Consider the following 13,577-nt stretch of genomic DNA (forward strand, 5'->3'; position numbering starts at 1 on the left):
GACAACGGCGCTCAGCCGCCGCGACGCACCTGTGCCGCCCTCCGGGCCTCGGCGAGCTTGCGGGCCTCGCCGGATTTCCGGGACTTGCCGCCGGTGCCGCGGGAGGCGTCCTTGCTGGTGCCCAGTCCGCGGAAGGGGGCGTTGGTGTTCTTGGGCCGCGGCACGGCGGGGCCTCGGTCGAGCGGGGTGCCGGAGGGGGCCTTGGCCCCGGTGATCCGGCTCAGCTCCGCCTCGCCCGAGCGCACCTTGGTGACGGTCGGCTCGATGCCGGCCTCGGTCATCACCCGGCTCGTCTCGCGGCGCTGGCCCGACAGCACCAAGGTGACGACCTTTCCGGACTCACCCGCCCGGGCGGTACGCCCCGCGCGGTGCAGATAGTCCTTGGCGTCGGTGGGCGGATCGACGTTGACGACGAGGTCGAGGTCGTCGATGTGCAGGCCGCGGGCCGCGACATTGGTGGCGACCAGGACGGTGACCTGGCCGTCCTTGAACTGCGCGAGGGTACGGGTGCGCTGCGGCTGGGACTTGCCGCTGTGCAGGGCCGCAGCGTGCACTCCGCCGGCCCGCAGGTGCCGGGTGAGCTGGTCGACGGCGTGCTTGGTGTCGAGGAACAGCAGCACGCGGCCGTCACGGGCGGCGATCTCGGTGGTGACGGCGTACCGGTCGGGGCCGTGGACGACCAGCACATGGTGATCGCTCGTCGAGACGGCGCCTGCGGACGGGTCGACCGAGTGCACGACAGGGTCGTTGAGATAGCGGCTGACCAACTGGTCGACGTCACGGTCGAGGGTGGCCGAGAAGAGCATCCGCTGGCCGTCGGGACGCACCTGGTCGAGCACTTCGGTGACCTGCGGCAGGAAGCCCATGTCGCACATCTGGTCGGCCTCGTCGAGGACGGTGATCCGCACGCGTCCCAGGCGGCAGGCCTTGCGCTCGATGAGGTCGTGCAGTCGTCCGGGGGTGGCGACGACGACTTCGGCCCCCTCCCGCAGCGCGGCGGTCTGCCGGCCGATCGACATGCCGCCGACGACCGCGGCCATCCGCAGCCGGAGTGCGTCGGCGTACGGCGCGAGCGCCTCGGTGACCTGCTGGGCCAGCTCCCGGGTGGGCACGAGGATCAGTGCGAGGGGCTGCTTCGCCTCCGCGCGCTGCCCGGCCGTCCGGACGAGCAGCGGCAGGCCGAAGGCGAGCGTCTTGCCCGATCCGGTGCGCCCGCGCCCCAGGACGTCACGTCCCGCGAGGGCGTCGGGCAGGGTGGCCGCCTGGATCGGGAAGGGCTCGCGCACGCCGAGTTCGGTGAGGGTGCGCAGCACCTGGGGCGGTAGTGCCATCTCGGAGAAGGAGGCGGTGCCGTGCGGGTCCGGGTGGTTCATGCAGAGCCTTCCGCAGAGGAGACGTACCGAGGAAGGCCCGGCAGGAAGTCATGAGCGCGCAAACGTTAGACGGTAACACAACGTGATGGTGGGGGTAGTCGGGCCGCGGTTCTATCGAACACGCGTTTCAATCCTGGAGGTGGTGGAAGGAACCACCGCATGGCGCCCACCACCCTCCCCGAACAACTCGTCCGCACCTGCCGCTTCACCCGAGGTGTCCCCGAGCGGTTCACCGTCTCGGCCGACGGAGAAACCGTCCTGTTCCTTCGTGGGCGCACGGGCGACGATCCGGCCGCCTGTCTCTGGGCACTGGACGTCGCCTCGGGGAGGGAGAGGCTGCTGGCGGACCCCGTCCGGCTGCTCGCGAACGGGCGCTCGCCGCGCGCGGCCGGCATCGAGGCGTACGGCACCGACGCGGCGACCGGTGTCGTCGCCTTCGCCCTGGCCGGCGGGCTCTGGAAGCTGGACGTGGGAAACGGGGAGCCTCGCCGACTGCCCGTGGTCGGCCCGGTCACGGACCCCCGGCCCGATCCGGCCGGCTGTCGCATCGCCTACGTGTCGCACGGCGCCCTGCGCGTGGCTGAGTCGAACGGCTCCGGTGATCGCTCGGTGGCCGAACCGGACACCCCCTTCGTGGAGTTCGGAACCGCCGTGCACACGGGAGCCACATCCCTCGACGGCAACCGCGGGCACTGGTGGTCCCCGAACGGCGGCCAACTGCTGTACGCCCGGACCGACTTCACGAATGTCCGACCCTGGCCGACGGCCGAGCCGGCCGGACCGCCGACGACCCGCTCCGCCCTGGCCGGAACCCCCAACCCGGACGTCACCCTGTGGCTCTCCGCGCTCGACGGCCCACCGGTGCCGGTGAGTTGGAACCGGGCGGCCTTCGAGTACGTCGTGGGCGCCGGCTGGGACGCACACGGACCCTGGGCCGTCGTCCAGTCCCGTGACCAGCGCACCGTCCGGTTCCTCGGTATCGGCCCGGGCGACGGACGGACGACCGTCCTGGACGAGCAGCACGACCCGTGCTGGGTGCAGCTCGTGCCCGGGCTGCCCGCGCGTACGGGCTCCGGAACTCTCCTCGCCCACCGGGACCTGCGGGGCACGAGACACCTCACGCTGGACGGAACTCCCGTGACGCCCACGGGACTTCAGCTGCGGGCCGTGCTCGGCACCGACGGCGACGAGATCCTGTTCACGGCCTCCGACGAGCCCGCGGAGACCCACCTGTGGAGCTACGGCCCCAAGTCCGGCCTCCGACAGCTGAGTTCCGGGCCCGGCGTCCACTCCGGCATCTCCCGCGGCGGCACCCTGGTCCGGATCACCCGTGACGCCGAGCGGCCCGGCGGGCGGGCCGAGGTGCTGCGCGCAGGCGGACCGGCGGTCGCCGTGCTGTCGTACGCCGAACGGCCGGTCCTCGACATCCACGCGCAGCGGCTGGTCCTCGGGCCCCGAGCGTTGCCCGCCCGACTCCACTTCCCCTCCTGGTACCGCCGGGGCAGCGGCCCGCTGCCGGTGCTCGTCGACTCGTACGGCGGAGCGGCCCTCCAGCGCGTCACCGCGGAGCTGGACTGGCGGGTCCTGCTGTCGCAGTGGTTCGCCGAGCAGGGATTCGCGGTGCTCACGACCGACGGCCGCGGCACACCGGGCCGGGGACCCGACTGGGAGCGCGAGGTGTACGGCGACCTGTTCGGGCCCGTCCTCGACGACCAGGTCACCGCCCTGCACGAGGCCGCGCGCCTGCACCCCGACCTCGATCTCGGCCGGGTCGCCGTCCGCGGCTGGTCCTTCGGCGGGGCGCTCGCCGCCCTGGCCGTGCTGCGCCGCCCCGACGTCTTCCACGCCGCGGTGGCCGGTGCGGGCGTCGCCGACCAGCGGCTCTACAACGCCCATTGGCGCGAACGGTTCCTCGGGCACCCCGACGCGTTCCCGCAGCGGTACGACGCCTGCAACCTGCTCCTCGACGCGCCCCGCCTGACGCGCCCGCTGCTGCTGATCCACGGCCTGACCGACACCAATGTCCCGGCGGTCAACACACTCCGCCTGTCCGAGGCGTTACGGGCCGCGAGACTCCCGCACGAACTCCTGCTCCTGCCCGGCACCGGCCACCAGCCGATCGGCTCGACGCTCACGGGGCAGCTGCTGGACCGGCAAGTGCGCTTCCTGCGGCGCCATTGCGTGGGTGTTGACGGCTGATCCGTTGTGGGTCGAGACGTTCCCCTTTCTCGGTGTGGGTGGTGGTGGGCAACGCGGGCACATTCCTCAGCGCCCTCGGCGGGTTGGTGTACTACTGGTCACGCCCCATCTCGTTCGCGGGCTACGCCGTCGTCCAACCCCGATTTCTCCGATCTCCACCAGAGTCTGACGGTGGCCACCGTCTGCGGTTCGTGGATCTTCGGTGTGTGCCCCGGCGCGTTCCTGTTCATGTTCTTCGACGTGGACGTGAACAGCCCGCCGTGGGCAGCCATGTTCTTCTCGGGGACGGCCCTCATGATGGCCTGCACAGCGGGCGGGATCGCCGGGACGTTCCCTCCGCCAAGGCGAGCACACGGCTTCGCGAGACGGCCGGACCGCCGGACGGGCCCGACTGGGGAGACAGCGGAGACGTGGACTCGGGCGGCTTCGACGGCGACTGAGCGGCGACGCCGAGCGCGATTACGGATCCCACGGCTGGGGCTCGGGCCCGCGAGCGCGGCGCCCGAATGCGGGAGCGACCGCCGCGAGCACCACCGGGCCGTGGCCGCCGGATACGACAGGCTCGCCGTCCGCTACGAGGCCACCGTGCTGGCCGCCGCCGTCAACGAATGGCTGTGACCAGCACTTTCGAAACCAGCCCTGCCTAGAACGTGCGCTTGAGCAGGTCGAGCAGCGCCGCCCAGTGCCGCTCGTCGCCCTCGCGGTGGTACGAGGCGGTGTCGGACTGGGTGAAACCGTGCGGGGCGCCGGCGTAGACCTCGCAACGGTGGCGGACCCCGGCCTTGGTCAGTGCGGCGGCGAGGCGCTCGATCTGCTCGGGAGGCAGCGACGGGTCCTGGTCGGCGTGGCCGAAGTACAGCTCGGCGGTGATGCGTTCGGCCACCAGGTGTGGGCTGTCCGGCGCTTCGGTCGCCAGGCGCCCGCCGTGGAAACCGGCTGCCGCGGCCACCTGGTCCGGGTAGGTACCGGCGGTGAGCAGGGACAGTCGTGCGCCCATGCAATAGCCGGTGAGGGCGACCGGGCCGTCGGCGACCTCCGGGCGGTCGGCCAGCCAGCGCAGATACGCCCCGGCGTCCCGCATCGCGAGCTCGGGCGTGAGCGCCTGCACCACCGGCGTGATCGTCTCGAAGATCTCCGGCCGCGCGCCGGGGTCGATGAACTCGGGCAGTTCGAAGACCGGCGCGCGCCCGTGACGGTAGAACAGGTTCGGCACGAGAACCGTGTAGCCGGCCTCGGCGAGCCGGTCGGCCATCGACCTCAGCCGGGGGCGCAGCCCGAAGGCGTCCTGGAAGAGCAGGACGGCCGGCCTGGGCACGCCGTCGCCCGGGTGGGCCAGATGGGCGTCGGCGACGCCGTCCTCGGTGGGGATGTCGACGGCGGTTCCCTGTACGGAGGTCATGGGGGGTGCCTCTCTGCGCATGCGACGGCGAGCAGGTCGCGGGCCCGACGAACCGGGCCGGGCACATGGTTGCACGCAGCACCCAACTGGCCGTCGCGGCCCCCTCCCACTTGAGGGCCGCTTTACTCGAACCGGCTGGTGTCACCCGCACCGTGCCGCACGATCTCGGCCTCGCCGCCGGAGAAGTCGATCACCGTGGTCGGTTCGGTGCCGCAGTCCCCGGAGTCGACGACCGCGTCCAGCACATGATCGAGACGGTCCTTGATCTCCCAGCCCTGGGTCATCGGCTCCTCCTCGTCGGGCAGGAGCAGGGTGCTCGACAGCAGCGGCTCCCCGAGCTCGGTGAGCAGCGCCTGGGTGACGACGTGGTCCGGGATGCGTACGCCGACCGTCTTCTTCTTCGGGTGCTGGAGCATGCGCGGCACCTCCTTCGTCGCCGGGAGGATGAAGGTGTAGCTGCCGGGCGTGGACGCCTTGATCGCACGGAACACGTCCTTGTCGACCCGTACGAACTGGCCGAGCTGCGCGAAGTCCTGGCAGACCAGGGTGAAGTGGTGCCGGTCGTCCAGATGCCGGATGGTCCGGATCCGGTCGATGCCGTCACGGCTGCCCAGCCGGCACCCGAGCGCGTAGCAGGAGTCCGTCGGATACGCGATCAGCGCGTCCGACCGGATGCTCTCAGCGATCTGGGAGATGGTGCGGGGCTGCGGGTTGTCGGGGTGCACGTCGAAGTACTTCGCCATCCGCCGAGCTTATGCCGTCGCCGGACGGCGGCGACGCAAGGCACATGGGTGCCGCCCCCGGCCGCCGTATGCGCGCGCGGACGACCGAAGGCCTCGGCACAGGCAGAAGCGGCCGGGTTGAGTCTCCCCCGGAGGGAGACCGCAGGATGAGGCCATGGACGACGGCGGCACCCTTTACTCGATCGGTGAACTGGCCCGGCAGACCGGGCTGACGGTGAAGACGATCCGTTTCTACTCCGACCACGGCATCGTGCCCCCCGCCGACCGCACCCCCGCCGGCTACCGCCGCTACGGCACCGAGGCCGTCGCCCGGCTCGCCTTCGTACGGACGCTGCGCGAACTGGGCCTCGGCCTCGACGCGATCCGGCGGATCCTCGACCGCGAACTGGCCCTGGACGAGGTCGCCGCACAGCACGCCGCGGCGCTGGACGCCCAGATCGCCGTCCTGCGGCTGAGGCGGGCGGTGCTGACCGCCGTGGCACGACGAAGGCCCACGCCCGAGGAGACCCATCGCATGCACGAACTGGCCCGACTCTCCGAAATCGAACGCCGACGCCTGGTCGACGACTTCCTCGACACCGTGTTCGAGGCCCCCGGTAGCGAGGCGATCCGCCGCTCCATGACGCCGGAACTCCCCGACCGGCCCACGGAGGAACAACTGCAGGCCTGGGTCGAGCTGGCCGAACTCACCCTCGATCCGGACTTCCGGGCCGGCCTTCGGCGCACTGCCGAGGCCCACTGCTCCGACGTCGCGGCCACGCCACCTCGCCCGGAGGTCGCGGCACTGGCCTGGGCACACGCGGAACCAGCCCTCGCCGCGGGGATCGCGCCGGAGTCGCCCGAGGCCGATCCCGTCGTCACAGCACTCAGCGCACACTGCGCCCGCATCCTGGACCGCCCCGACGACAACACCCTTCGCCACCACTTGCTGAACCGCCTGGAGACCGCCCATGATCCGCGCAGGGACCGGTACACCGAACTGCTCGCCGTCATCAACGCATGGCCCGCGCCGGGCCCCCTCTCCCCGGCCCTCGCCTGGTCGATGACCGCACTGCGTATCCGGACCGCTCGGTGACACGGGCGCGTCCCCGGCCTTCGCCGAGTCCGGTCCGGTCCGTGCCGGGCCGTGGCTCCGGTCCTTGCCCGGTCCATGACCGCACGGTGCCGGGACCGCTCTCATCGCGCTCTTGCCCGCCGGGCACCTCCGAGCACGCCTGACCGCGCCGGGCCGAGCTCCCGGCCGCCGCACGTGAGGTAACGTCCCGAGCGGTACGCCATGCAGGACGCGAGGACGAGGAGAAGGGTGACGTGGCAGGTCAGGAGGGCGGGCTCGATCGGAGCCGGGCGGCGGACGCCGGAACCCCGACATGGGCGCAGGAACTCCTCGACCATCTGCGGCCGACAGGACGTGACGTCCGCCGGATCGTCTCCTGGCTCGCCGAGACGCTGCACGGCACGGCCTCGCTCCAGGACCACACCGGAACTTTCGTCGCCGGAACACGCATGCCGCTGGACGAGGGCCTGGTCGCCGACATCCTCGCCGGACGCATCGCCTCCGCGGCCTCGGCCGACGAGGAGATCCACCTGCGCCTGGTCAGGATCGAGCAGCCGGACCAGGCGCCCGCCGGAGTGCTCGCGGTGGCCCGCCCGGAACCCTTCGACCGGCGCGCCTCCGACATACTCGCCCACACCGTCCAGGTCCTGGAACTTCTGCTGCGCGCCCGCGAGACGACCGCGGCCGGGCGGCGCCTGAAGCGGGCCACGTCCGATCTGCGCCTGGCCATCCTCCAGCTGCTCATGGTGGAGGACACCGTCTCCGCCCGTCGCGTCGCCGCGGGGCTCTGGCCCGGCCTGCTCGACACCGAGACGGCGTGCGTCTACGTCCTCGAAGGGGACGCCGCGGAACGCGACCGGCTCGTGGAGGAGTGCCTCGGCGTGACCGGAGACCGCGCACTCGTGGTGCGCTGTCCTGCCATGGACGAGCACGTGATCATCGTGACCACCGCAGACGCGGCGGGAGAGGCCCTGCGCTCACTCGTCGACCGGAACCCCGGCACCCTGCTCGGCGGCAGTTCCCCGCAGAGCCTCGCCCGGACCGCCACCGCCTACGGGCAGGCCGTCAGCGCCCTCGCCGTGGCGCGGGTACGGCCGGACAAGGCGGCCGTGTACGCCGAGCGCAACCACCCCGAGCGCCTGATGGACCCGGTCGCGCTGCGCGCGTGGGCCGCCACGCTGCTGCGCCCGCTCGACACCCTGCCGCACCACACCCGCGCCGAACTGCTCGTCACCACCCGGCTCGGGCTGGAGTTCACCGCCGTGAGCGCGGCCAAGGTCCTCGGCGTCAGCCGCAACACCGTCCGCGCCCGTATGGAACGCGTCGAGTCCCTGCTGAGGACCGATTTCACCGACCTCACCGTCCGTGCGACCGTCCACCTGGCCCTGAGCACCCAGGTCAGCCTCACGGACGGCCAGGGCGATCACGGCGCCACCCCGCAGGCCCGCACTCGGCTCGGCGACCTGCTGGCCGGACCCGCGCTGGGGACCTGGGCGCGGGAGCTGCTGGGACGACTGGACGGCGACGCCCGCGACCTGCGCCGCACCCTGCGCAGCTGGATCGCCGCCGGCGGCAACGCGGAGCGGGCCGCGCAGGCACTGGCCGTCCACGCGCAGACCGTGCGCGAACACGTCCGCAGCGCCGAGCCGGTTCTCGAACGCCGACTGATCGCCTCCGGCAGCGACCTCTACGAGGTGGTTCTGGCCCATCTGGCGACCGGCGAACTCGAACACCCCGTCCTGCTCCGGGACAATCCGGGCCATCCGGACGCACCTGTGCACGGGTGAGCCCTGTGCCGCGCACAGCGGGCATCGACGCGATACACAAGGGTGCGCAGGTCACGTAAGTTCGACGCACCGCAGGGGGAACGACCGGAACGGGGGACCGGTCGCGCCCCCTGCGACGTGTTTCCGCGCGACTGCGGCCGGTCCTCGCCCATGCCGGCGACGCCGGTTCGGTTTTCCGGCGCCGATGGGGACTGACCTGCGTACGACGGGTACTCGTCCCCTCCGGAACGACTACCGCTGGAGGAGGCCCGAATGACCAGCAGCACGGAGACCGGCGGCGCGACCGGCACGCCGGACAAGGACTACAACCTCATCTGGTACGTCGAGGCGTGTCTGAGCAACGCGCTGCGTCTGGAGAGCTACATCCAGGACGCGGAACGCGACAAGGACACCGAGGTCGCCGACCTGTTCCGCAAGGCCCAGGCGGACAGCCGCAAGGGCGCCGAGATCGGCAAGGGGCTCCTGCGCGCCCGGCTGAACGGCGGCTGACCCGGTAGGTGCGGAAGGGCCGGACAGACGGGTGTCCGGCCCTTCCCTCGTGCGCGGACATCGCGTTTTGAACAGGCGTAACCGATCTTCCGTACCCCAGGGTGCAGTCGTACACCGACCGGATACGGAGAGGCTCGTGCCGCGACGAGGACGCAACCATCGGACCACCGTGTTACGGCTGGGCACCCTCGTCGGGAGCCTCGCGCTGGTCACGGCCTGCGGCGGAGGCGAGGACGACACCGCCAAGACCCCGCGGCCGTCGAGGAGCTCCGCCGCCCCCGCGGCCGGCATCGTGGCCCCGGCCAGGATCGAGGTGATCGCCGGTCTGGCCGGTTGCAAGGCCGAGATCCGTATCGAGGCCGACGAACTGCGTGAGGGGCTCTGCCACTCGGGGCAGGCCGACTACCGCATCACCACGTTCCCCGCGGAGAAGTACAAGGAGGCGTGGCTCGACGCGGCCAGTGTCTACGGAGGCACGTACCTCGTGGGCCCGCGCTGGGTGGTCGGCGCCAAGGCGGAACACCTGGAACAGGCCAGGAACAAGCTCGGCGGGACCATACGGCAGCTGAAGGGCACGTCGTAGGTTCCACCGGGCGCGCCCCCGGCAGAACCCACACCGTCAGACGACCAGCGCCGAGACCTTGCCGCGAGCCGGTTCCGGCTCGAGGACCCGCTCCGCCAGATAGCCGAAGAGCAGCCCGAATCCCGCCCACAGCACGGCCTGGACGCCGAGCGAGGCCAGTCGGAACTCCCACAGGTCGGTGGCCGGGAAACCCTTCGGGGTGTTGTCCCCGGCGGGCAGGGCGACCATCGCCACCGCCACCGCGGCGACGAAGGCCACGGCGGCCGCGGTCGAGGCGTTCCAGTTGCCCCAGGCCGGGGCCAGTCTGCGGCCCAGCAGGACCGCGCCGACCCCGAGGAGCACGCTCAGCGCGATCATCAGGACGAACAGAGCGGTGCGCTTGTCGATGCTGTCCGGGTCGCCCACCGCGGGCGGGTTCGCCGGATACTTGAGGATCGGCACGAGATACACGGTGAGGAAGCCGCCGAGCGCGGTCAGACCCGCCGTCGCCCGGGCTCCGAACCGGCCGATCCGGCCCAGCGCGAAGCAGAACGCCAGCGCCAGGATGCCGCCGATGGCGACCCCGAAGACGAGGACCCCGGTGGCGAGTCCGGCCGTCGACTGCACGGAACGGCTGACGAGTTCCTCGCCGTGCTCGTGGGAGCCGGCTTCCTCGAAGGCGATGGCCGCGTCCACCGGGCCCTCCCCGACCAGGTAGGCGAAGACGAAGGCCAGGACGCCGGCGCCGAGCCCTGCGAGCATGCCGCGCACCAACAGGGTGCGTACGACTGTGGAGTTCATGGTGGCCCGCCCCGCCTCAGTGGCAGGGGAAGCCGAGCAGGTGGCGTGCGTCGTGCACCCACTCGTGGACGCCTTCGCCGGAGACGAGTGCGGTGGCGCCCTGTTCGGCGCCGACGAAGTACAGCAGGACGAGCATCAGGACGCCGAAGAAGACGGCCCAGGGGACGAGCGCCCGCACCGGCAGCGGGGTGATCGCAGGGGTGGTGGGCGTGGGGGCGGCAGTGGACTGCGCCATGGCGAGACCTCCTCGGGAACAACGCGTCCCGCATCGTGGTGGAGCACTCGACGACGGCGTTGGGTCTGACTCACCACCACCTCGTCGGCCGAGGGGTGGCACACAGTGGCGCGACCGTGCCGGGCTTGCACCGGACTTCCGTGGCGCCGTCGTCCTTGTCGCCCCAGATGCTAGGGGTAATACGGGCTGCGGCCAACATGGCGTACGCCACCTACGATGAACCGCCCCCGGTGACTCGACGAAAGGGCCCCCATGACCGTCCGGCTCACCCTGCTGTGTGCCGCCGCCCGCACGGAACGCGCCGTACGCTTCGCCGACGACCCTCTCGACGAGCGGGCACTGGGCCGGGCGGAGGCCGCCGCCGGAACCCTCCCGCGGGCCGGCACCGTCTACACGGCACCTTCTCGGCGCTGCACCGGGACGGCCGAGGCCCTTGGACGGGAGGCCGTCACGGCACAACCGGCGCTGCGGGACCTCGACATGGGTTCCTGGTACGGCCGCACACTCGACGAGATCGCGGCAACCGATCCCTCAGGACTGGCCAGTTGGCTCACCGATCCGGAGGCGGCGCCGCACGGCGGGGAGAGCGTGGAGCAGGTCTGCGAACGCGTCGCCGCTTGGCTGGACGCGCTGCCGTCCGACGCGGGACGCGTGCTTGCGGTGGTCGAACAGGCCGTGGCACGGGCCGCGGTGGTGCACGCGCTCGGGGCACCGCGCCAGGCGTTCTGGAGGATCGACGTCCTCCCGCTGTCCACCGTCGAACTCACCGGGCGCAACGGCCGCTGGAATCTGCGGACGGCCGAGCTGCCGCTCAGTCCTCGCCCACCACGGTGAGGTCGTCCCCGAGGGCCGCGGCGATCCGCGCGGCCCGGACATGGTCGTCCAGCCGGCGGGTGAGATAGGCGCAGGCGTGCCCGCGCCCCAGCGACCACCAGGCCGCGGACCCGCCGATCCCGCCCTTGGCGATCTTCCCCTTGTCGCGGACGAAGCCCAGCGTCCAGGTGAGCCGGGTCCCGAAGACCTCGTCGAAGTCGGTGACCTGGGCGGCGAGGAGCTCGGCGTGCAGTTCGGGGCCCAGGAGCCCGCGCACCGGTCCGTCCTCGCTGGTCAGACGCGAGAAGAACTTGGCCGTCGAACTCGCCGTCGTCTGGAGGTTGGTGGCCCCGAACACCGACTGCCGCCACGCCCGGGAGTTGGTCCGGGTCGTGTCCAGGACGCCGTCGGGTATCTCCAACCACGGCCTGGCGTGCAGCTGTTCGGGCCAGTCGCTCCGGGCGTACTCGAGGTCGGCGACCCGCTCCAACGAGTCGTCCGGCACGCCGAACCAGGCGTCCAGACCGAGCGCCGGCCGCACCACCTCGTGGAAGAGTTCCCCCAGAGTCGTCCCTGCGGCGGCCCGCAGGACCCCGTCGACCAGATGGCCGTAGGTCAGCGCATGCTCCCCGAGGGATGTGCCGGGGACGTACTCCGGCGCCGCCCGCTCCAGGCTCCGCCGCAGCCCGGCGTCGTCCAGCGGGTCGAGAGCCGCGGCCTCGGCGGGGAAGCGGGGCTGGCCCGCCCGGTGGGTCAGCACCTGGCGCAGAGTGGTCCGCTCCTTGCCGTGGTCTCCGTATGCCTTCCAGTGCGCGGCGATCGGCTCGTCCAGCGCCAGGGCGCCGTCGCGTACGGCCGCCAGCGCCGTGAGCGTGACGAAGGACTTGGACAGGGAGTACGGCATGACGAGGGTGTCGTCGCGCCACGGGCGGCTGCGCCCGGCGTCGGCCCAACCGGCGCTCAGCCGCACCACTTCACGGCCGTCACGCCAGACGGAGACACCCGCCCCGGTCTCCAGACCCTCGTCCACCAACTCCTGTAAGACGCGGCACACTTGGCCGTATCCGTCCTCGGTGAACCCTTCCACGTCCATGCTGTCCCTCCGTCCGTGTCGCCCGTCCCGGACAATACGGGGGAGGGGTATGTGGAGGCAACGGTCACGCTCCTCGAAGAGTGAGCTCCCGGACGGCCTTCGCCACGTCCGCCGGCGCTTCCTCCGCCATGAAGTGGCCGCAGGAGACGGTCGTATGGCGAAGGTCGTCGGCCCAGGCCTCCCACAGGGCGGTGGCCTCGTAGCCGAGTGCGGCTCCCCAGTCCTGCTGGAGCACGGTCACCGGCATGCCCAGCCGGTTCTCCGCGGCACGGTCGGCCTCGTCCTGCTCGACGTCGATGCCCGCGGAGGCGCGGTAGTCGGCGACGATCGACGGCACCGCCTCGCGGCAGGCCCGCAGATACTCCGCACGGACCGGAGCCGGGATCGCGTCGGGGCGGTTCGCCCACACGTCGAGGAAGTGGCCGAAGAACGCGTCCGCGCTCGCGGAGATCATCCGCTCGGCGAGACCGGGCGGCTGGGCCATGAGGTAGAGGTGGAAGGCGACCGCCGCCGACGTGCCGTGCAGGGCGTCCCACATGTCGAGTGTCGGAAGGATGTCCAGACAGGCCAGGTGGGAGACCGCGTCCGGATGGTCGAGGCCCGCCCGGAAGGCGACCAGTGCGCCCCGGTCGTGCCCGGCCAGCGCGAACCGGGGATGCCCCAGCCGGCGTGCCAGGGTGACGACGTCGTTCGCCATGGTCCGCTTGGAGTAGGTGTGGGGGCCGTCCTCGCGCGGCTTGTCGCTGTCGCCGTAACCGCGCAGGTCGGGGCAGATCACTGTGTGGTCGGCCGCCAGGTCCGCCGCGACATGGCGCCACATCAGGTGGGTCTGCGGGAAGCCGTGCAGCAGGACCACGGGTGTGCCGGTCCCTCCCACGGCCACATGGAGGGACACGTCCTCGGCGACGGACACGCGCTGGTACTCGAATCCGGCGATGGTGGGTCTCACAGCGGGGCTCTCTTCGGTCGTACGGCGAGTGGAAGGCATCGGTGTCCGGGCCCCGGACCGCCGATGAACCCAGGGTCCGG

The 13,577-nt window shown here is 71.9% G+C and carries 14 protein-coding genes; 7 read left to right on the forward strand and 7 right to left on the reverse strand.

Features of this window, described 5'->3' with window-relative positions; genetic code table 11:
• Positions 1–11: 11 nt before the first annotated feature.
• A complete protein-coding gene (locus M2157_RS44940; protein ID WP_280855370.1) occupies positions 12–1,373 on the reverse strand; it encodes a DEAD/DEAH box helicase in 1,362 nt (453 codons plus the stop codon).
• 159 nt (positions 1,374–1,532) lie between these two features.
• On the opposite strand from M2157_RS44940, the gene M2157_RS44945 reads away from it, so the two are divergent.
• On the forward strand, positions 1,533–3,572 hold the full coding sequence (locus tag M2157_RS44945; protein WP_280855369.1) for a prolyl oligopeptidase family serine peptidase: 2,040 nt from the start codon (positions 1,533–1,535) through the stop codon (positions 3,570–3,572).
• A gap of 171 nt (positions 3,573–3,743) precedes the next feature.
• A complete protein-coding gene (locus tag M2157_RS44950; protein WP_280855368.1) occupies positions 3,744–4,190 on the forward strand; it encodes a hypothetical protein in 447 nt (148 codons plus the stop codon).
• 25 nt (positions 4,191–4,215) lie between these two features.
• Here M2157_RS44950 and M2157_RS44955 read toward each other — a convergent pair whose 3' ends face one another.
• Together M2157_RS44955 and M2157_RS44960 are read right to left on the reverse strand one after the other, a co-directional pair.
• On the reverse strand, positions 4,216–4,971 hold the full coding sequence (locus M2157_RS44955; protein WP_280855367.1) for a dienelactone hydrolase family protein: 756 nt from the start codon (positions 4,969–4,971) through the stop codon (positions 4,216–4,218).
• 122 nt (positions 4,972–5,093) lie between these two features.
• A complete protein-coding gene (locus M2157_RS44960; RefSeq protein ID WP_037712834.1) occupies positions 5,094–5,714 on the reverse strand; it encodes an L-threonylcarbamoyladenylate synthase in 621 nt (206 codons plus the stop codon).
• Positions 5,715–5,868: 154 nt separating this feature from the next.
• Here M2157_RS44960 and M2157_RS44965 point away from each other — a divergent pair, with 154 nt between their 5' ends.
• From M2157_RS44965 to M2157_RS44980, 4 genes are all read left to right on the forward strand, one after another.
• Positions 5,869–6,789, forward strand: coding sequence for a MerR family transcriptional regulator (locus M2157_RS44965; protein WP_280855366.1), 921 nt, complete (start codon positions 5,869–5,871; stop codon positions 6,787–6,789).
• 233 nt (positions 6,790–7,022) lie between these two features.
• Positions 7,023–8,555, forward strand: coding sequence for a helix-turn-helix domain-containing protein (locus tag M2157_RS44970; RefSeq protein WP_280855365.1), 1,533 nt, complete (start codon positions 7,023–7,025; stop codon positions 8,553–8,555).
• A 252-nt stretch (positions 8,556–8,807) separates the two neighbouring features.
• A complete protein-coding gene (locus tag M2157_RS44975) occupies positions 8,808–9,044 on the forward strand; it encodes a hypothetical protein (protein ID WP_059209764.1) in 237 nt (78 codons plus the stop codon).
• Positions 9,045–9,180: 136 nt separating this feature from the next.
• Positions 9,181–9,627, forward strand: a complete 447-nt coding sequence (locus tag M2157_RS44980; protein ID WP_280855364.1) for a hypothetical protein — start codon at positions 9,181–9,183, stop codon at positions 9,625–9,627.
• Positions 9,628–9,663: 36 nt separating this feature from the next.
• On the opposite strand, the gene M2157_RS44985 is transcribed toward M2157_RS44980, so the two are convergent.
• Together M2157_RS44985 and M2157_RS44990 are read right to left on the reverse strand one after the other, a co-directional pair.
• Positions 9,664–10,407: a CbtA family protein gene (locus M2157_RS44985; RefSeq protein ID WP_280855363.1), complete on the reverse strand. Its 744-nt coding sequence runs from the start codon at positions 10,405–10,407 to the stop codon at positions 9,664–9,666.
• Between the two features lie 16 nt (positions 10,408–10,423).
• Complete coding sequence (locus M2157_RS44990) at positions 10,424–10,642, reverse strand: CbtB-domain containing protein (protein ID WP_037712826.1); 219 nt, start codon at positions 10,640–10,642, stop codon at positions 10,424–10,426.
• 252 nt (positions 10,643–10,894) lie between these two features.
• On the opposite strand from M2157_RS44990, the gene M2157_RS44995 reads away from it, so the two are divergent.
• Entirely contained in the window at positions 10,895–11,476 is a 582-nt protein-coding gene (locus tag M2157_RS44995; protein ID WP_280855362.1) for a histidine phosphatase family protein, read from the forward strand.
• Here the strand turns inward: M2157_RS44995 and M2157_RS45000 are convergent.
• Positions 11,454–12,548, reverse strand: coding sequence for a serine hydrolase domain-containing protein (locus tag M2157_RS45000; protein ID WP_280855361.1), 1,095 nt, complete (start codon positions 12,546–12,548; stop codon positions 11,454–11,456). The genes M2157_RS44995 and M2157_RS45000 overlap by 23 nt on opposite strands.
• A 64-nt stretch (positions 12,549–12,612) precedes the next feature.
• Entirely contained in the window at positions 12,613–13,497 is an 885-nt protein-coding gene (locus tag M2157_RS45005; RefSeq protein ID WP_280855360.1) for an alpha/beta hydrolase, read from the reverse strand.
• Between the last annotated feature and the right edge of the window lie 80 nt (positions 13,498–13,577).

Origin of the sequence: Streptomyces sp. SAI-127, assembly GCF_029894425.1 — a bacterium.
Classification (GTDB): Bacteria; Actinomycetota; Actinomycetes; order Streptomycetales; family Streptomycetaceae; genus Streptomyces.

Excerpts from the sequence above, each read along its gene's own strand:
- M2157_RS44940 (WP_280855370.1), bottom strand. The coding sequence starts at position 1,373 with ATGAACCACCCGGACCCGCACGGCACCGCCTCCTTCTCCGAGATGGCA.
- M2157_RS44990 (WP_037712826.1), bottom strand. The coding sequence starts at position 10,642 with ATGGCGCAGTCCACTGCCGCCCCCACGCCCACCACCCCTGCGATCACC.
- M2157_RS44955 (WP_280855367.1), bottom strand. The coding sequence starts at position 4,971 with ATGACCTCCGTACAGGGAACCGCCGTCGACATCCCCACCGAGGACGGC.
- M2157_RS44960 (WP_037712834.1), bottom strand. The coding sequence starts at position 5,714 with ATGGCGAAGTACTTCGACGTGCACCCCGACAACCCGCAGCCCCGCACC.
- M2157_RS44975 (WP_059209764.1), top strand. The coding sequence starts at position 8,808 with ATGACCAGCAGCACGGAGACCGGCGGCGCGACCGGCACGCCGGACAAG.
- M2157_RS44995 (WP_280855362.1), top strand. The coding sequence starts at position 10,895 with ATGACCGTCCGGCTCACCCTGCTGTGTGCCGCCGCCCGCACGGAACGC.
- M2157_RS44945 (WP_280855369.1), top strand. The coding sequence starts at position 1,533 with ATGGCGCCCACCACCCTCCCCGAACAACTCGTCCGCACCTGCCGCTTC.
- M2157_RS45000 (WP_280855361.1), bottom strand. The coding sequence starts at position 12,548 with ATGGACGTGGAAGGGTTCACCGAGGACGGATACGGCCAAGTGTGCCGC.
- M2157_RS44965 (WP_280855366.1), top strand. The coding sequence starts at position 5,869 with ATGGACGACGGCGGCACCCTTTACTCGATCGGTGAACTGGCCCGGCAG.
- M2157_RS44985 (WP_280855363.1), bottom strand. The coding sequence starts at position 10,407 with ATGAACTCCACAGTCGTACGCACCCTGTTGGTGCGCGGCATGCTCGCA.